The organism is Halogranum rubrum (assembly GCF_900114455.1).
Classification (GTDB): domain Archaea; phylum Halobacteriota; class Halobacteria; order Halobacteriales; family Haloferacaceae; genus Halogranum; species Halogranum rubrum.
This window is the reverse complement of the sequence record NZ_FOTC01000005.1, coordinates 78,851-95,995: the sequence shown is the minus strand read 5'-3', so window position 1 is coordinate 95,995 and position 17,145 is coordinate 78,851. Positions and strand designations below refer to the sequence as shown.

The window sequence follows — 17,145 nt, the reverse complement described above, 5'->3', positions numbered from 1 at the left end:
GGACGTGAGGATACGGCAGTATGCTCCGCAATTCGGTCCGAACACTACTCTCTCGACTCGCGGGCGACGAGTCGAGCAAGACGTCGATGACTGACGGTGGTGTCACCGTCACCGACCAGAGCGAGGGGTCTCCGGGAACCGACTCGTCGCTCCCCGACGCCTCCGGCGGCGAGTTCGAGTTTCAAGACGAAACCGACCTCGCCGCCGACGAGTTGAACATCGACGACGACGTGCTGCTCGACGGTGTGGGGATGCCCGTCTTCATGCTCCGTACCGACGGCGAAGTCGTCGCGTGGAACCACAGTTTCGAACAACTCACCGGCGTCTCGGCCGACCAAGCACTCGGCAGTCGGGCCGTGAGTACGGTCTTCTACTCCGACGCGCAGCGCCGACAGACGCTCGCGGAGAAAGTGCTCGACGCCCCCGAGACGGCGGACCGAACCTACGGTCTCGCACTCGAAGACGAGACGCTCTCACTCTACGCGGAGGAGGAGACGCTGACCGACCGCTACGGCGACGAGCGCCACTTCCGATACACGTCGATGCCGATCTACGAAGACGGCGACCTCGTCGCCGTCGTCCAGACCGTCCGCGACCGAACGGACGAAGTTCGACGCCACAGCGACATCGAGGACCTCGTCGACGAGGTCCAACAGACGCTCCACGCGCTCGTCGACGGCCATCTCGAAGCACGGGCCTCTTTCGACCGAGAGGGGCGCGTCGTCGAAGACAGACTCCTCACGGTCGTCGACGAACTCAACGGGATGGCGGAAGGGTTCGAAGACGTCGCGATGCGCGTCGACACCGAGACACAGTCGTTGGCGCACGCGGTCGAACGGACGGCGACGGCGGCGAATCAAATCGCTCGGAACGTCGAAGAGCAGAACGACCTGCTCTCGGAAGGGGCGAGCGAGATGCAGCGGTTCAGTGCGAGCATGGAGGAGGTCGCCGCCACCGCAGACCAAGTCGACGTCGCGGCGACGCAGGCCCGTGACGCGGCAGCGCAGGGTCTCGACGCCAGCGAAGACGCCCGGACGGCGACGAACGAAGTCGTCGACATCGGCGACGACGTGGTTCGGAGCGTCACCGACCTCGGCGAACGGATGGACGACATCGAGGCGGTCGTCGAGGTCATCTCCGACGTGGCCGACCAGACGAACCTCCTCGCGCTCAACGCCAACATCGAGGCGGCCCGCGCGGGCGAAGACGGCGACGGGTTCGCCGTCGTCGCCGAGGAGGTCAAGACGCTCGCCGACGAGACGCGGACCCACACCGAGCAGATTACGACGAGCATCGAAGAGATTCAAGCGCAGACGGACTCCACCGTGGACGCCGCCGAGGAGTCACACGAACGCATCAACCACGCGGGCGAGCAGATTTCGGACGTGCTGGAGGCGTTCGAGGAGATTGCCGACGCTATCGACGAGGCCGCCGACGGCATCACCGAGGTGTCGCGAGCGACGGACGACCAGGCGACGACGGTCGAAGAACTCACGGCGACCATCGAGAACGTCCAAGAACGCGCCGAGGAGACCGAAGAAGCCGCCGCACACATCGTCGACGCCACCGACGAAGGGACCGACGCCATCGACGAACTCGCGGGCGCGGTCGGCGAACTGCGCGGCGAACGGTCGCACTGAATCACCGCACGAACTCGTTCGCTTCGGCTTCGGCGCTGTAGCGTCTCTGACCGACCAACGGAGCACTTTTCGGACCCGATTCGACACTCGACATTCGAAACGTCAGCGTCCCGAACAGTTATTCGGTCCCCGCTCTTCGTCGTCGCACGATGCTCAGACCCCGAGCGACCGCACGGAAGACGCCGACGTGGCCGACACCGACGCCCGAACAGGTCGACGTCGTCCTCCTCGGTACGTACCACATGAACGAACCCGGTCTCGACACGGTGAACATCAGTACCGACGACGTTCTCGTCGACACCCGACAGCGAGAACTGGAGACACTCGTCTCGAACCTCGAACGTGCGGACCCCGACCACGTCGCTGTCGAACATCCCGCTTCGCAGACTGACGACGTGAACGAGGTGTATGCACGCTACCGAGACGGCGACGTCGCTTACGACGAGGAGCGGACGTTCGACCCGCAGCATGTCCACCACGACGCCGACCTGCTCTCTTGTCGGGGAGAGTCCGTCCAAGTCGGCTTCCGTCTCGCCGACCGACTCAAGCACGAACGCGTCGTCCCCGTCGACGTCCCCGAGAGACTCGGTTCCGGGCCGGACTTCGACGCGCTGGAAGAGAGAGACGTAGACACGACGCCGAAACTCGACGTGCCTCGAATCGACCACGACGAACTCCAGACTTCACTCGACGAACGCCTCGCCGCGTCGTCGATTCCGGCGTATCACCGTTTTCTGAACGAGGAGGCCGCTCTCCACTACAACGACGGCATGTTCGACAGATTCCTGCGGCACGGGGAGGGCGACAACTACGCCGGGCCGGACGCCCTCGCCAACTGGTACCGGCGAAACCTCCGGATGGTTCACAACCTCTGGCGGGTCGTCGACGACGACACCGACCGCGTCCTCTTCGTCGTCGGTGCCGGCCACGTTCACGTGCTCCGACACCTACTCACTCAGTTTTCGCAGTTCTGCCCCCTCAGCGCGCTTCCGTACCTCCCGGACGACGAGTGAGCGGCGACGACGCTCGGTCACAGAGTACAAGGACCGCTCGTGCGAACACAGCCTAATGACCGACAGTTCGGAGTCCACTGACGCCACAGAGACCGTCCAACTCTGGTTAGTCGAACGGACCTACGACGACCGAAATCTCATTACGCTCGTCTACGCGACGCCCGACGGCGAGCAGATGCTCCAGAAGGAGATTGCGGCGACCCTGATGCAACAGCGTGGCACCGGTGCTACCGCCGCCATCGACGTCGAACCCGACCGACTGAACGACACGCCCGACGAAGAGACGCGCGAACGCTACGCGACGGAGGCCGAGCGGACGGCCGAGCAGTACGACCCCGACGAGGAACTGTAACCCCGTCGGTCGAGTCGTCGCGAGACCGGCCGACGACGGCGTCTCGGACGCTGTTCGTCGCTGCGACGATTGTCAATCTGTCGGCTCTGGAGAGACCTAAACCCTTTATGCGGTGGTCGTACAAGCCGCAACCATGGCCGCTATCGAACTGACCGGCGTGACGAAACGCTACGACGACGTCACCGCCGTCGACGGTCTCGACCTCACGGTCCCCGAGGGCGAGGTGTTCGGCTTTCTCGGCCCGAACGGTGCGGGAAAGTCGACGACCATCAACATGATTCTCGACTTCGTCCGACCGACGACGGGCGACGTCAGCGTTCTCGGCTACGACGCCCAACGTGACAGCGTGGCCGTCCGACAACGCACCGGTGTCCTCCCCGAGGGGTTCGACATCTACGACCGCCTCACCGGTCGTAAACACGTCGAGTTCGCCATCCGCTCGAAGGACGCGACCGACCACCCCGACGAGATTCTCGAACGGGTCGGCATCGCCGACGCCGCCGACCGAAAGGCTGGTGGCTACTCCAAAGGGATGCGTCAGCGTCTCGCACTCGGAATGGCGCTCGTCGGGCAACCGGACCTCCTCATCCTCGACGAACCCTCCTCCGGACTCGACCCCGCTGGAGCGAAAGAGATGCGCGAAATCGTCCGCACGGAGGCCGACCGCGGCGCGACGGTGTTCTTCTCGTCGCACGTGCTCGGCCAGGTCGAGGCGGTCTGTGACCGCGTCGGCATCATGCGCGAAGGAACCCTCGTCGCCGAGGACAGCATCGAAGGCCTGCGCGACGCCGCTGGCGGCGAAGAACGCCTCGAACTCACCGTCGACAGCGCGTCGAGCGACGACCTCGACGCCGTTCGCGCCCTCGACGGCGTGGAGTCCGTGTCGGGCGACGGCGGCACCGTCGTCGTCTCCTGTGAGAGCAGCGTGAAGACGAAGGTGCTCTCGACGCTCGAAGCGCGCGGCGTGACGGTGAAGGACTTCGAGACGACCGAAGCGTCGCTGGAAGACCTCTTTCTCTCGTACACCGAAGGGCAGAAACAGGAGGTGTCGGCATGAGTTGGGAAGCAATCGCCCGCAAGGACTTCGAGGACGCCGTCCGCTCGTGGTGGCTCATCGGCCTGACGGCGCTGTTCGTCCTGCTCACGTCGGGTATCGCCTACTTCGTCCGTCCGCCCGCGGGGCAGACGGCGAGTTCGAACGACATCCTCAACATCCTGAGCGGGACGCTCGTCACGACGCTCATCCCGCTCATCGCGCTCATCATGGCCTACAGCGCAATCGTCGGCGAGCGTGAGACGGGTAGTCTGAAACTGCTGCTCTCGTTGCCGCACTCCCGCGCCGACGTGGTGTTCGGGAAGGTGCTCGGCCGCTCGGCGGCCATCGCCACACCCATCGTCGTCGGGTTTATTCTACCGGCGCTCGCGCTCGCCATCGGCCCCTTCACCTTCGACGCCGGGTCGTACATCGGCTACATCCTCCTGACGGCGCTCCTCGGCACCGTCTTCGTCGCCATCGCCGTCGGCTTCTCGGCGGCAGTGCGCTCACAGCAACTCGCCACCGCGGGCGCGATGGGACTGTATCTCGTCTTCGTCCCGCTGTGGGGTGCCGCGCAGTTCCCGCTGCAGATTTACCTGCAACTCAGCGGCGGCGTCCCCGGATGGGTACCGCTGACGGGTCAGCAACTCTTCCGGATGATTCGACTCCTCAACCCGACGGGGTCGTTCAAAATCGTCTCGGGTGCGTTCCTCAACGGTGAACTGTTCTCCGGCGGTGACGTGACCCTCCAGGTGGCCGCGATTGCGATGCTGCTCGGCTGGTTGTCGCTACCGCCACTCTTGGGTCTGTGGCGGTTCGAACAGGCCGACCTCTGAACGGTTGTGCGTTCTCGTCGATGTGATTTTCCAATCGCATCGCTCGGCAGTGTCGGCGTCTGACAAGAAAATCATTCGAACTGGCGACAATCTATAATTATTGACTAACTGGTAAGCAGAGCATTACCATCTCCTCTCTTCGCTATCGCTCGGATAATGAACCGTCGGAATGCAACGGAGAGCGAGCACGTCATTCTCCAGAAACTCCCTTGCCGACTCGACTCTTCGTTCGGTGGAAGAACTCTTCGGACGAGCCTCACACTATGTCTGCTGTTGCTCGTTCTGTCGTCGGCAGTCGTCACCCCAGTGGGTGCAGTATCGCAGTCAGAAGCACAACCCAGTTCGGACGGAGAGTGGAAGCACCATCAGTCGATTGTTATTTTCAGAAACGACGACATTCAGCCATACTATCGCCAACCGGAGATGCGTGCGGTCGACCAGGTGTTCGTCGATGAAGGTGTTCCAGTCACTCAGGGAGTAATTCCGACGACTGCAGATGGCGCAATCCTGTCTGAGGGACAACTGTGCCAGTACATCCGAACACAATCGACCACCCATCCCGACACCTTCGAGTACGTACTCCACGGCTACACGCACAACGCGACGACGACGTTCTATGGTGGGAGCGAGTTCGGAGACGTTGCCTACGCGACTCAGTATCAACAAATCAGTGATGGCACTGACATACTCGAGTCGTGTACGGGTGAGCGCTCGACGACGTTCATCCCTCCGTTCGATACGTACGACAACAACACGGTTCGTGCCCTTACTCGACAGAATTATACAGCCATTTCCGGTGGCGGTTGGTTTACTATTCAGTACTACAACGAGTCAGAACCGTTCGAAACCGGAGGTATGCTCCACGTGCCGAACTCACATTCTTTCGTCAAGGACTGGTCGGCAGACGAACTCTACACCGAGGAAGAACTCGAAGAAGCGTTCGACGCCACGCATCAGAACAACGGCGTCTACGTGCAGATGCTCCACTACCCGACGTTTACCGACGAATCGCGACTCCAGACGCTTCGCGGACTCATTCACCACATGAAGTCCAGAGAGGGGGTACGGTTCATGACGCTCGGCGAGTTCGCCGAACGGTCGCAGCAGGGTAAACTCGAGCGAGTCGACGACGGCTGGCTCGTCTGGGAGTCGAACACACTGACGGAGACGAGCGAACCGGAACTGGCCGAGGACTCGCCCGCGGAGCGACCCGAACAGGAACAAGTTACCGAACCGCTCGCCGAGACGAGCGAAGAGGCCCCACCGAAGTCGGGCTTCGAGCGACTCTACGCTGTCGTCCTCGACTTCGTCAAGCAGTTCGTCGGATAACCCACTCTGCCAGTTGGTACGTCACTCTTCCTCGCTCGGCGGATAGTCGATACCCTTTTCGGCCAACAACGCCGCGAACGCTTCCTCGTCCAGAACCGGCACGTCGTTTGCTTCCGCGTCGTCGCGTTTCGACTGCCCAGGGTCGTCGCCAGCGACGAGGTAGTTCGTGTTGCCCGAGACGCTCCCCGTCGCGTTCGCGCCGTAGCGTTGGACGAGTGCCTGCGCGTCGCCGCGCGTGACCGACAGCGACCCGGTGAAGACGAAGGTCAGGCCGTCGAGTGCGTCGAGGTCTTCTTTCTCCATCTCGACTTCCTGGGGCGTCACGAACTGGAGTAAGTCGTCGATGACGGCGGCGTTCTCCTCGTTTTCGAAGAACTCCCGAATCTTCTCGGCGACTTTCGGTCCGACGTCCGGCACGTCCTGTAGGTCTTCTTCGCCCGCTTTCCTGACTCTCTCGAACGTCCCGAACGCACGGGCGAGGTTGCGCGCCGTCGCGCCGCCGACGTCCGGGATGCCGAGTGCGGCGAGGAAGTTCGCTAACTCGGGTTCGCGGGCCGCCTCGATTTCGTTCACGAGATTGTCCGCGCTCGTCTCGCCCCAGCCTTCTAACTCGGCTACTTCCTCTCGGTCGAGACGGTAGAGGTCCGGCAGCGTCTCGACCAGTCCGGCCTCCCGCAACTGTTCGACGCGTTCGCCGCCGAGACCCTCGATGTCCAGTCCGCCGCGACTGGCGTAGTGGTCGATGGCGCGTTCGAGTTGGGCTTCGCAGGCCAGTCCGCCGGTACAGAACGCGATGGGCCCGTCGCGTTCGACGTCGCTGCCGCAGACGGGACACGTCTCGGGGAACTGGTAGTGACCTTCGCTGTTCTTCTCGACGACCTCTGCAACCTGCGGGATGACGTCGCCCGCGCGTTTCACGCGGACGGTGTCGCCGACGTTCACGCCCAGACTCTCGATCTCGTCGGGGTTGTGGAGCGTCGCCCGCGAGACGGTCACGCCGCCCACGTCGACGGGGTCGAGCAGGGCGACCGGTGTGAGTCGGCCGGTTCGGCCGACCTGCACGACGACGTCCTGTATCGTCGTCACCTCCGCGCGGGCCGGGAACTTGTAGGCGAACGCCCAACGAATCGCCCGCGACGTCTCTCCGAGTGCATCGCACTGCTCGCGGTCGTTCACCTTGATGACCGTCCCGTCTATCTCGTAGTTCAGGTCTTCTCGGCGCTCTTGCATCCCGTCGCGGTAGTCGATTGCGTCCTCAATGTCGTCGACGAGTTCGACGTCGTCGGTGGTTCGTAACCCCCAGTCCGCCAACTTCTCGTACTCGACCCAGTTGGTGTCGGGGCGCTCTGTCGCATCCATCACGTCGTAGAAGAAGCACTCTAAGGGCCTGTCGGCGACGACGGCGGGGTCGAGTTGGCGCAGACTCCCCGCCGCGGCGTTTCGCGGGTTGGCGAAGGGGTCCTCGCCCGCCTCGACGCGCTCACGGTTGTACTGGGTAAACTCGTCGCGCGGCATGTATATCTCGCCGCGGACGGCGAGAGAGTCGGGGTAGTCGCCGCGAAGCCTCTGCGGAATCGAGCGAATCGTCCGGACTTGGGCGGTCACGTCGTCGCCCTCCTCGCCGTTCCCTCGCGTGGCGGCACGGGTGTACTCTCCCTCCTCGTAGACGACTTCGACCGAGAGGCCGTCGAACTTCGGTTCGCAGACGTACTCGATATCTCCCATCTCACCGACTTCCTTTCGGACCCGTTCGTCGAACGCGCGGACGTCTTCGGCTTCGCCGCTCTGCTCGATAGAGAGCATCCGGATGACGTGTTCGACAGTGTCGAGTTCGTCGATAGGTTCGCCGCCGACCCGTCGAGTGGGACTGTCTTCGGTCTGGAGGCCGAAGACGTCCTCTATCTCTTGGAGTCGGGAGAACAGCGCGTCGTAGGTCCGGTCGGCGACGAGCGGCTCGCCCTCCACGTAGTACCGGTGGTCGTGTTCGCGAATGGCCTCGCGGAGCGACTCGGCTTGGTCTCGCGCCGCGTCTTTGTCTAGTGCTTCGACCGGGTCGAACTCGGTCGGCGGGTCGCGCAGGTAGGGGTTCTCACTCGACGCCTGCTCGGTCATTGGTGGAGGTTCGAAGACGGACGACAAAAAACACAGCCAGACAGGTGTACAGGAGACATGTTTCGACCACGTAGTCCGGAGTAGTTCTCTGGAGAGAACAGCGCTGCAACCGAGCGGGACAGTACGGCACTCCTCGTCGCGGCCACGACGAGCAGTACCGCTGGAGAGACGCACGCTCACGGCTGACGAGCGTTCCTCGTCTTAAACGAAAACCGACATTAATGCGCATCTAATAATCTCTCTTCGCTGTGAACCCTCTACCGGGGTATGAAGGGAGTCAACTCGCGGCACCGTCTCGTCTGGGCCGGCATCTGCTGTTACCTACTTGTCACACTGGCACTCGTCGGGCCCGCTCACGTTGCCTCGGCGACGCAGACCGAAGAGCAGATAGACGCGACACCGAACGTCAAATTCGTCAACGTCTACATCAACGGTACTACGAAGCTCTGGCCTTACACCAGCAGAGAGAAGGATTTCAGTACACTGACGCTCCCTATCAACGTCGTGTTTCACGAAGACGCGGACACCGTCCGCCGACTCTTCGTAGCCAGTAACGAGGACTCGGACTCTCAGTGGACGACCAAGACTCCCTCGAACGAGACGGTCATCCTCAACGGGACGAGCACGCGGTGGAGCGAATCGGACGGCGCGACGCGCTACACCTACGTCGAGACGGAGTCGGGCGGCGTCTGGAAAGACGAGACGTACCAACTACACGACGGGTCGTACTTCGGGACGCGGTATCATCTCCGACTGTACGAAGGCGGAACGCCGACCAAGCGGTGGACGGCCGTCCAGGCACACCACGAACACTGGGACTGGTTCAGACTCAGACACACAGTCAACAGCCTCGCAGAGGCCCAGCGTCACGTCGAACGGGATTTCTACGGGACGCGCTACCTCGGCGCTATCGAGCGGCAACGCTACGGAAACGGCGGTATCATGGACACCGACGGCTGGGTGACGGTCATCGACCTAGTCGACTGGACGGTCGGTGGTCCACAGTTCTTCGTCCTCCCCGTACTCGGACTCCTCGCGGCCGTCACCGACCGTTTGGGTAGCGTCAGAGACGTCCTCGAAGACTCGGAACTCTCGCACCGTCTCTCCAGCAGCCACGTTACGCTGTTTCTAACGATGGCTAGTCTCCCGTTCACCGTTCGTCTGGTCAGTATCGCCCTCGAACAACAGACGCCGCTCGGGGACTCGCCGAAGGTCATCGCAGCTATCTGCTTTCCCATCCTCGCGTTCGGATTGCCGATTCTCGCCTCGTATCTCGGCTACACGCTCCGGGCCGACGACGGGTTCGTCGTCGCCGCCATCGGCCTGGGAGTCGGATTCCTCCTCGACTACTCGGCGCTCCAGATTACGACGCTCCCTATCGCGGTAGTCGTCCACCGGGTCACGCTCCTCCTCGCCATCGGTCTCATCGCCGCTGGCGGTGTCCGCTGGAGCGACGACGTGGTCACTCGCCACGGGTACACCCTCGCCGGCGCGACGCTCTGGGTCGGTGCCCTCTGCTGGTCGTTGCTTGGATTCTGAGACCCCCACCGGCCGTACCGCTCCTCGTCGCAGGACGGAGATGCTTGCCGTAACTTAGGGTTATAAGTTGGTGGGGAAATATGCGCCACATACATGACTCGTGGTTTCCACACCCGGAGCCTCCACGCCGGACAGGAACCGGACCCCGCGACAGGGGCGCGCGCCCCACCAATCTACCAGACGACGTCGTACGTCTTCGACGACGCCGACCACGCCGCGGCGCTGTACGCGTTGGACGAGGAGGGCGACGTCTACTCGCGCATCTCGAATCCAACTGTCAGGATGCTCGAAAAGCGCCTCGCTTCGCTGGAAGGCGGCGTCGACGCCGTCGCCACTGCCGCCGGGATGGGCGCGTTCGACGCCGCGACGAGCATTCTCGCCTCCGTCGGCGACAACGTCGTCGCCTCCGCCGACATGTACGGCGGTACCTCTACCTACCTCACGAAGATGGCCTCCCGACGAGGTATCGAGACGCGCGTCGTGGAGACGCTCGACTACGACGCCTACGAGGACGCTATCGACGACGACACCGCGTTCGTCCACGTCGAGACTATCGCCAACCCGTCGCTCGTGACGCCGGACTTCGAACGTGTCGCGGAGATTGCGCACGACCACGCCGTCCCCCTCGTCGTCGACAACACCTTCGCGACGCCGTACCTCTGCAACCCGCTGGAACACGGCGCGGACATCGTCTGGGAGTCGACGACGAAGTGGATTCACGGGTCGGGAACCACACTCGGCGGCATCCTCGTCGACGGCGGTACCTTCCCGTGGGACCACCCCGACGCCGACTATCCTGAAATCTCGGGCGAGAACCCGGCGTTCGGTATCGACTTCACCGAACGGTTCGGCAAGCGTGCCTTCGCGATGGCCGCCCGTCAGCGGGCGGTTCGCTCGCTCGGCAACCAACAGTCGCCGTTCGACGCCTGGGTCACCCTCCAGGGCCTCGAAACCCTCCCGCTTCGCATGAAGCAACACTGTGCGAACGCGAGAGCGGTCGCCGAGTTCCTCCGCGACCACGACGAGGTCGGGTGGGTGCTCTACCCCGGATTCGAGGACCATCAGACCCACGACAACGCGACTAAGTATCTGGCAGGTGGTGCCGCGAGCGACGCGAGTGGCACCTCGACGGGCGGCACGTCCGTCGGTGGGTACGGCGGCATGATTACGTTCGGTCTCGCCGACGGGTTCGAGGCGTCGAAGACGCTCTGCGAGGAGGTCGAACTCGCCTCTTTCCTCGCCAACATCGGCGACTCGAAGACGCTCATCATCCACCCGGCGTCCACGACGCACGCCCAGTTGTCCGAGGAGGAACAGCGCGCCGGCGGCGTCCGACCGGACATGCTTCGTCTCTCGGTCGGTATCGAAGACGCCGACGACATCGTCGCCGACCTGCAACAGGGTATCGAACGGGCGACGTCGGGGCGCTGACCATGCCGGTCGAAACTGACGCCGACGTCGCCGAGTTGGGGGAGTTCCGCTTCGAGTGCGGCGAGTCAATCGAGAACCTCGAAATCGCCTACGAAGCCTACGGCGAGTTCACCGGCGACAACGCGGTGCTCGTCTGTCACGCGCTCACCGGGAGCCAGAACGTCGCGAGCCACCGCACGCAGGGTACTGCGGGCCAGGCCCGCGCGTGGTGGTCCGACATCGTCGGCCCCGGGAAGGCCATCGACACCACCGAGTACTACGTCGTCTGTGCGAACGTTCCCGGGTCGTGCTACGGGAGTTCCGGCCCGGCCAGCGACGCGCCCGACGGCGAACCCTACGGGACGCGCTTCCCGCCCGTCTCTATCGGCGACTGGACGCGCGCCCAGCGAGCGCTGCTCGACCACCTCGGTGTGGGTCGTCTCCACGCCGTCGTCGGCGGCAGCGTCGGCGGGATGAACGCCCTCGACTGGGCCGTCCGCTACCCCGACGACGTCCAGCGAGTCGTCGCCGTCGCCGCCGCGGCCCGCCTCGACCCGCAGTGTCTCGCGCTCGACGGCATCGCTCGCCGCGCCATCACCACCGACCCGAACTGGAACGGTGGTGACTACTACGACGCGGCGGAGAAGCCGAAAGACGGTCTGGCGCTCGCCCGCCAAATCGGTCACGTGATGTATCTCTCGAAGGCGTCGATGGACCAGAAGTTCGGCCGCCGCGCCGCCGGACGCGACATGGTCCGCGACACCTTCCCGAGCGACCCCGCGGCGGACTTCTTCCCCTACCGCGACGTGGAGTCGTACCTCGACTACCAAGCCGAGAAGTTCGTCGACCGCTTCGACGCCAACTCGTATCTCTACTTGACGCGAGCGATGGACGACTTCGACCTCTCGGAGGGGTACGAGTCCGACGCCGCCGCACTCGCCGCGTTCGAGGGTGAGGCGTTACTCATGTCCTTTACCGGCGACTGGCACTTCACGACGGCCCAATCGGAGTCCGTCGCCGAAGCGTTCCGTGCCGACGACGTCCCCGTCGCCCACCACGTCGTCGACTCCGACCACGGCCACGACGCCTTCCTCGTCGAACCCGAGAACGTCGGCCCGCCGCTGCGAGACTTCTTCCACGACGGCGTTCGCGGGCGAGCGGTCACAGACACCGTCGACGACGACGACGGCGGCGAACCCGAGTTCGCGCCCGTCCATACGAGTCTGTTCTCGGGGTAGCGCGAGCCGCTCGAACGTCGCCGTGGCGTCGCGTCACAGACGGTGGCAGCACCTGTGACTGTCGTACGGTTTTACGCATCTGCACCTCTACTCGTGGACCACCATGTCACAGGACGACCCCACAGAGAACCGTGGCTTTGCGACGCGGAGTCTCCACGCCGGTCAAGAGACGCCCGACCCGGCCACGAACGCCCGCGCCCCACCCATCTACCAGACGACGTCGTACGTGTTCGACGACGCCGACCACGCCGCGCGACTGTTCGCGCTCGAAGAACCGGGTAACATCTACTCGCGGCTGATGAACCCCACGTCGTCGATGCTGCAGGAACGACTCGCGTCGCTCGAAGGCGGTGTCGGGGCGCTCACCACCGCCTCGGGGATGGCGTCGCTGGACCTCCTCACCTTCCTCCTCGCCTCTGTCGGCGACAACATCGTCTCGGCATCCTCACTGTACGGCGGGACGTACACCTACCTCACCCACACCGTCGAACGCCGGGGCGTCCACACGCGCTTCGTCGACACACTCGACTACGACGCCTACGAGGAGGCCATCGACGACGACACCGCGTACGTCCACCTCGAAACCATCGGCAACCCGGCGCTCGTGACGCCGGACATCCAGCGCATCGCCGACATCGCCCACGACCACGGGACGCCGCTCGTCGTCGACAACACCTTCGCGACGCCGTACCTCTGCAAGCCGCTGGAGCACGGCGCGGACCTCGTCTGGGAGTCGACGACGAAGTGGATTCACGGGTCGGGGACGACGGTGGGCGGCGTCGTCGTCGACGGCGGCGAGTTCCCGTGGGACGAGTACGCCGACGACTACCCCGAAATCGCGAAACCGAACCCCGCCTACCACGGCGTCAACTTCTCGGAACGCTTCGGCGACGCGGCGTTCACCTACGCCGCCCTCGCCCGCGGCCTGCGTGACCTCGGCAACCAGCAGTCGCCGTTCGACGCGTGGCTGACGATGCAGAAACTGGAGACGTTGCCGATGCGGATGCGCCAGCACTGCGAGAACGCCCAGACCGTCGCGGAGTTCCTCGACGACCACGAGGCCGTCTCGTGGGTCAACTACCCCGGCCTCGACTCCCACGAGACGCACGAGGAGGCCAGCGAGTATCTCGACGGCGGCTACGGCGGGATGATTACCTTCGGCCTCGCTGACGGTTACGAGGCGGCGAAGGGGACGGTGAACAACGTCGAACTCGCCTCGCTGCTCGCCAACGTCGGCGACGCGAAGACGCTCGTCATCCACCCGGCGTCGACGACCCACCAGCAACTCTCAGACGAGGAACTGGCCGCCGCGGGCGTCACGAGCGACATGGTCCGACTCTCCGTCGGCGTCGAGGACGCCGACGACATCGTCGCCGACTTAGAACAGGCCATCGACGCCGCGACCCAGTAGGCCGACGCTGCCACGACTCGACGGCGGTGCCGCCGAACCTCGGTGACGGCGACGCTGCCGCAACCGGTTTCCTTTACTCGCGCTCGTACACAGTCGTAGCCATGACCCGAAGTCACTTCCCCGAGTTCGAAGTCGTCCCCGCCGTCGACATGCAGGACGGCGAAGTCGTCCAACTCGTCCAAGGCGAGCGTGGCACCGAGAAGACGTATGGCGACCCCGTCGAAGCGGCCGAGCGGTGGGTCGACGAGGGTGCGGAGACGCTCCATCTCGTCGATCTCGACGGCGCGTTCGAGGGCGAACGGGAGAACGCCCCGGCCGTCGACGCCATCCTCGACGCCGTCGACGTGGACGTCCAGTTGGGCGGCGGAATTCGCACGGCCGAGGACGCCGTCGACCTGCTGGACCGCGGCGTCGACCGCGTGATTCTGGGCACGGCGGCCATCGAGAACCCCGAAATCGTCGAAGAGATTTCGGACGAACACCCCGACAGTGTGATGGTGAGTCTCGACGCGAAGGATGGCGAAGTACTCGTCTCGGGGTGGACCGAGGGGACCGGTCTCGACCCAGCAGAGGCCGCAGTGCGCTACGAAAAATTGGGTGCAGGTGCGATTCTGTTCACCGACGTCGACGTGGAGGGCCAGTTAGACGGCGTTCAGACCGACGTGGTACAGGGCGTCGTCGACGCCGTCGATATCCCCGTCGTCGCCTCGGGTGGGGTCGCGACGCTCGACGATATCGAGACACTTCGGGAGGCAGGAGCGGCGGCAGTCGTCGTCGGGACGGCGCTCTACGAGGGGCGCTTCACGCTCCGTGAGGCGATGGACGTCTGAACTTCACGCCGTCCGCCACACGACGTCCCAGAGCGTCTGTGAGAGGCTCTTGACGCTCACGACGACCGACAGCAAGACGAGCGGCAGGCCGAACACGACGCCTTCGGCCGTCAGCGAACTCACGAGGAGAACGCCGATGCAGAACGTCACTGCGGTCAGTACGAGCCGTTTCATTGCACGCGTTTCGAACTCTTGATATATCAATTGAAGGCAGACGCGCGTCAGACGACGGGCACACGAGGGCTGCACACGCCGAGCGCAACCGTATTAGGCCTCCCACCCCGAGGTTCCGATATGTCAGAGACGACCGACCGAACCGCCTCGGTGACTCGCGAGACGGCCGAGACGACCATCGAGGTCACGCTCGCCGTCGACGGATCCGGCGACGCCGACGTCGACACCGGCGTCGGCTTCTTCGACCACATGCTGGAAGCGTTCGCCAAACACGGCCTGTTCGACCTCGCCGTCTCCTGCGACGGTGACCTCCACATCGACGACCACCACACCGTCGAAGACGTCGCCATCGTCCTCGGCGAAGCTTTCGAGCAAGCACTCGGCGAGAAGAAGGGCATCGTCCGCTACGCCGACCGGAAAGTTCCCCTCGACGAGGCTGTCGCCTCGGTCGTCGTCGACATCTCCGGCCGTCCGTTCTTCGACTTCGAGGGCGACTTCTCCCAGGAGTCTATCGGCGACTTCACCAGCCACATGGCCGAACACTTCGCGATGTCGCTTTCGATGAACGCCGGTCTGACGCTCCACGTCGGCGTCGAGGGCGACAACGCCCACCACGAGGTGGAGGCGATGTTCAAGGCACTCGCCCGGAGTCTCGACGACGCGACCAGAATCGACGAGCGACGTGCAGGGGATACGCCGAGTACGAAAGGCGCGCTCTGAACGCGTCCGTACTGGTCGTTCTCGAATCGCGGAAAATCACTGCTATCACGGTCCCTACTATCTTTATGACTCTTTCTCGCCTTCTGAGAGAGTGATTCACATGGCATCGACAAGTCGGTTGGCGGTCGAACCGGAGACTCGAGCCCGGACCTTCGGCGTGGGTGGATTACACCGAGCAGGCGGTATCGCGGCACTCGTCGAAGCGGCACTGTATCTCACCGCAATCGTGTACTTCCTCGTGGTGTTGGACTTCGCGAGCGTCACCGACCCGGCGCAGATGGCGAGACTACTCGTCGACAACCAGACTGGACTGTACGTGATGAACTTGCTCTCCTACGTCGTCTTCGGCGCCGTTCTCGTCGTCTTAGCGCTCGCGCTCTACGACCGGTTGAAGGCGGACGCGCCGGTGACGATGCAGGTGGCGACGGCGTTTGGACTCATCTGGGCCGGACTGGTCATCGCAAGCGGGATGATTGCGAACATCGGTGTGTCTGCCGTCGTCGGTCTCTACGGCACGGACCCGGCGCAGGCCGCGACGCTCTGGCAGACGCTCACGCCCGTCGTCGACGGACTCGGCGGCGGCAACGAAGTCGTCGGCGGTGTCTGGACGCTCCTCGTCAGTGTCGCCGCGTTACGCGCTTCGGCCTTCCACCGCGCGGTGAACTACCTCGGCATCGTCGTCGGCGCGGCGGGTATCCTCTCGGCGATCCCAGCGCTCGGTGAAGTCGGTGGCGGCGTCTTCGGACTGACACAACTCGTCTGGTTCGCTGCGTTGGGGGTGCTCATGCTCCGCGAATCGCCGAGGACCTAGTTCTTCCGCAACGTCCCGTCGTCGTCTACGAGAACACCGCGCTCCACAGCGTGGTCGATGATTCGGGCGACGTGGTCGTCTTCCATCTCGTAGGCTCCGGCGGTCAACTCGGCGAACTCCGCTCTGTCGACGGGGAACTCGCGGTTGCTCAGGAGACGCATCACCTTCCGGAACTGGTCGGGTTCGTCGCCGACGTCGTTCGTCTGTTCGGCGTCGTCGCCGAGTGTCACACCTTCGTCGTCGGCTTCGTCCACGTCGGATTCGTCAGCCATCTCCGAACGTCCGATAGCGATTCCCTCGGCACGGGCCGTACTGTCGACGGCGGCGCTGGTCGGCGACTGGTCGCTGTCGTCTCGGGAGGAGTCGTTCTCGACAGTCGCCGCCGTCTTCGCAACTGCCTCGGCGTCGCTTTGGTCGCTCTGTTCGCTCGTCTCTCCCCGAAGAAACGGTTCCAGTACGTCTTCGAGCGTCGTCCGGCAGCCCTCACAGAGGGCGATTCGTCGCTGGTCGGCGGCGGTCTGGAGGAACTCGTCGGGGACCACTTCGAACGTTCCCGCGGCGTCGTCGCCGCAGAAGTCACACGAACTGAGTGCGCGCATGGCCGGGAGAAAGAGAGAGGAGACGAAAAGTGTGGGTGGTCGCCGTGGACCAACACCCGCACGATTAAAGCACCCACTGGCCAACCTTCACGGAA

General features: G+C 64.1%; 16 protein-coding genes. 13 read left to right on the top strand and 3 right to left on the bottom strand.

Annotated features, from left to right (window positions below; translation table 11 throughout):
- Positions 1–20: 20 nt before the first annotated feature.
- The 6 genes from BM083_RS17535 (at position 21) to BM083_RS17510 (ending at position 6,206) form a co-directional block, all read left to right on the top strand.
- Positions 21–1,640, top strand: a complete 1,620-nt coding sequence (locus BM083_RS17535; protein ID WP_177197687.1) for a methyl-accepting chemotaxis protein — start codon at positions 21–23, stop codon at positions 1,638–1,640.
- A gap of 149 nt (positions 1,641–1,789) precedes the next feature.
- Positions 1,790–2,653, top strand: a complete 864-nt coding sequence (locus tag BM083_RS17530; protein ID WP_089871126.1) for a DUF5694 domain-containing protein — start codon at positions 1,790–1,792, stop codon at positions 2,651–2,653.
- A gap of 55 nt (positions 2,654–2,708) precedes the next feature.
- The gene (locus tag BM083_RS17525) at positions 2,709–3,005 is read left to right on the top strand and encodes a DUF7967 family protein (RefSeq protein WP_089871124.1); all 297 of its coding nucleotides are present in this window, start codon (positions 2,709–2,711) and stop codon (positions 3,003–3,005) included.
- Positions 3,006–3,138: 133 nt separating this feature from the next.
- The gene (locus BM083_RS17520; protein ID WP_089871122.1) at positions 3,139–4,062 is read left to right on the top strand and encodes an ABC transporter ATP-binding protein; all 924 of its coding nucleotides are present in this window, start codon (positions 3,139–3,141) and stop codon (positions 4,060–4,062) included.
- On the top strand, positions 4,059–4,877 hold the full coding sequence (locus BM083_RS17515) for an ABC transporter permease (protein ID WP_089871120.1): 819 nt from the start codon (positions 4,059–4,061) through the stop codon (positions 4,875–4,877). Before BM083_RS17520 ends, BM083_RS17515 begins: the two co-directional genes overlap by 4 nt.
- 156 nt (positions 4,878–5,033) lie before the next feature.
- Positions 5,034–6,206: a DUF2334 domain-containing protein gene (locus BM083_RS17510; protein ID WP_089871118.1), complete on the top strand. Its 1,173-nt coding sequence runs from the start codon at positions 5,034–5,036 to the stop codon at positions 6,204–6,206.
- A 21-nt stretch (positions 6,207–6,227) separates the two neighbouring features.
- On the opposite strand, the gene ligA is transcribed toward BM083_RS17510, so the two are convergent.
- Positions 6,228–8,318 (bottom strand): NAD-dependent DNA ligase LigA, encoded by a 2,091-nt coding sequence (gene ligA / locus BM083_RS17505; RefSeq protein ID WP_089871116.1) that lies wholly within the window; start codon positions 8,316–8,318, stop codon positions 6,228–6,230.
- Positions 8,319–8,585: 267 nt separating this feature from the next.
- On the opposite strand from ligA, the gene BM083_RS17500 reads away from it, so the two are divergent.
- The 5 genes from BM083_RS17500 (at position 8,586) to hisA (ending at position 14,746) form a co-directional block, all read left to right on the top strand.
- On the top strand, positions 8,586–9,857 hold the full coding sequence (locus BM083_RS17500) for a hypothetical protein (protein WP_089871114.1): 1,272 nt from the start codon (positions 8,586–8,588) through the stop codon (positions 9,855–9,857).
- 93 nt (positions 9,858–9,950) lie between these two features.
- Positions 9,951–11,288 (top strand): O-acetylhomoserine aminocarboxypropyltransferase/cysteine synthase family protein, encoded by a 1,338-nt coding sequence (locus BM083_RS17495; RefSeq protein ID WP_009367219.1) that lies wholly within the window; start codon positions 9,951–9,953, stop codon positions 11,286–11,288.
- A gap of 2 nt (positions 11,289–11,290) precedes the next feature.
- Positions 11,291–12,505, top strand: a complete 1,215-nt coding sequence (gene metX / locus BM083_RS17490; RefSeq protein ID WP_089871112.1) for a homoserine O-acetyltransferase MetX — start codon at positions 11,291–11,293, stop codon at positions 12,503–12,505.
- A gap of 103 nt (positions 12,506–12,608) precedes the next feature.
- On the top strand, positions 12,609–13,916 hold the full coding sequence (locus BM083_RS17485) for an O-acetylhomoserine aminocarboxypropyltransferase/cysteine synthase family protein (protein ID WP_089871109.1): 1,308 nt from the start codon (positions 12,609–12,611) through the stop codon (positions 13,914–13,916).
- Between the two features lie 101 nt (positions 13,917–14,017).
- Entirely contained in the window at positions 14,018–14,746 is a 729-nt protein-coding gene (gene hisA / locus BM083_RS17480) for a 1-(5-phosphoribosyl)-5-[(5-phosphoribosylamino)methylideneamino]imidazole-4-carboxamide isomerase (protein ID WP_089871107.1), read from the top strand.
- Between the two features lie 3 nt (positions 14,747–14,749).
- Here the strand turns inward: hisA and BM083_RS23490 are convergent, their stop codons facing one another.
- Complete coding sequence (locus tag BM083_RS23490) at positions 14,750–14,920, bottom strand: hypothetical protein (RefSeq protein ID WP_009367223.1); 171 nt, start codon at positions 14,918–14,920, stop codon at positions 14,750–14,752.
- Positions 14,921–15,040: 120 nt separating this feature from the next.
- Between BM083_RS23490 and hisB the strand changes: the two genes are divergently transcribed.
- Together hisB and BM083_RS17470 are read left to right on the top strand one after the other, a co-directional pair.
- A complete protein-coding gene (gene hisB, locus BM083_RS17475; RefSeq protein ID WP_009367224.1) occupies positions 15,041–15,640 on the top strand; it encodes an imidazoleglycerol-phosphate dehydratase HisB in 600 nt (199 codons plus the stop codon).
- A gap of 100 nt (positions 15,641–15,740) precedes the next feature.
- Positions 15,741–16,451: a DUF4386 family protein gene (locus BM083_RS17470; protein ID WP_089871105.1), complete on the top strand. Its 711-nt coding sequence runs from the start codon at positions 15,741–15,743 to the stop codon at positions 16,449–16,451.
- Here the strand turns inward: BM083_RS17470 and BM083_RS17465 are convergent.
- Positions 16,448–17,050: a hypothetical protein gene (locus BM083_RS17465; RefSeq protein ID WP_089871102.1), complete on the bottom strand. Its 603-nt coding sequence runs from the start codon at positions 17,048–17,050 to the stop codon at positions 16,448–16,450. The genes BM083_RS17470 and BM083_RS17465 overlap by 4 nt on opposite strands.
- Between the last annotated feature and the right edge of the window lie 95 nt (positions 17,051–17,145).

Excerpts from the sequence above, each read along its gene's own strand:
- hisB (WP_009367224.1), top strand. The coding sequence starts at position 15,041 with ATGTCAGAGACGACCGACCGAACCGCCTCGGTGACTCGCGAGACGGCC.
- BM083_RS17515 (WP_089871120.1), top strand. The coding sequence starts at position 4,059 with ATGAGTTGGGAAGCAATCGCCCGCAAGGACTTCGAGGACGCCGTCCGC.
- ligA (WP_089871116.1), bottom strand. The coding sequence starts at position 8,318 with ATGACCGAGCAGGCGTCGAGTGAGAACCCCTACCTGCGCGACCCGCCG.
- BM083_RS17525 (WP_089871124.1), top strand. The coding sequence starts at position 2,709 with ATGACCGACAGTTCGGAGTCCACTGACGCCACAGAGACCGTCCAACTC.
- BM083_RS17500 (WP_089871114.1), top strand. The coding sequence starts at position 8,586 with ATGAAGGGAGTCAACTCGCGGCACCGTCTCGTCTGGGCCGGCATCTGC.
- BM083_RS17485 (WP_089871109.1), top strand. The coding sequence starts at position 12,609 with ATGTCACAGGACGACCCCACAGAGAACCGTGGCTTTGCGACGCGGAGT.
- BM083_RS17535 (WP_177197687.1), top strand. The coding sequence starts at position 21 with ATGCTCCGCAATTCGGTCCGAACACTACTCTCTCGACTCGCGGGCGAC.
- BM083_RS17495 (WP_009367219.1), top strand. The coding sequence starts at position 9,951 with ATGACTCGTGGTTTCCACACCCGGAGCCTCCACGCCGGACAGGAACCG.
- BM083_RS17530 (WP_089871126.1), top strand. The coding sequence starts at position 1,790 with ATGCTCAGACCCCGAGCGACCGCACGGAAGACGCCGACGTGGCCGACA.
- hisA (WP_089871107.1), top strand. The coding sequence starts at position 14,018 with ATGACCCGAAGTCACTTCCCCGAGTTCGAAGTCGTCCCCGCCGTCGAC.
- BM083_RS23490 (WP_009367223.1), bottom strand. The coding sequence starts at position 14,920 with ATGAAACGGCTCGTACTGACCGCAGTGACGTTCTGCATCGGCGTTCTC.
- BM083_RS17465 (WP_089871102.1), bottom strand. The coding sequence starts at position 17,050 with ATGCGCGCACTCAGTTCGTGTGACTTCTGCGGCGACGACGCCGCGGGA.
- metX (WP_089871112.1), top strand. The coding sequence starts at position 11,291 with ATGCCGGTCGAAACTGACGCCGACGTCGCCGAGTTGGGGGAGTTCCGC.
- BM083_RS17520 (WP_089871122.1), top strand. The coding sequence starts at position 3,139 with ATGGCCGCTATCGAACTGACCGGCGTGACGAAACGCTACGACGACGTC.
- BM083_RS17470 (WP_089871105.1), top strand. The coding sequence starts at position 15,741 with ATGGCATCGACAAGTCGGTTGGCGGTCGAACCGGAGACTCGAGCCCGG.
- BM083_RS17510 (WP_089871118.1), top strand. The coding sequence starts at position 5,034 with ATGAACCGTCGGAATGCAACGGAGAGCGAGCACGTCATTCTCCAGAAA.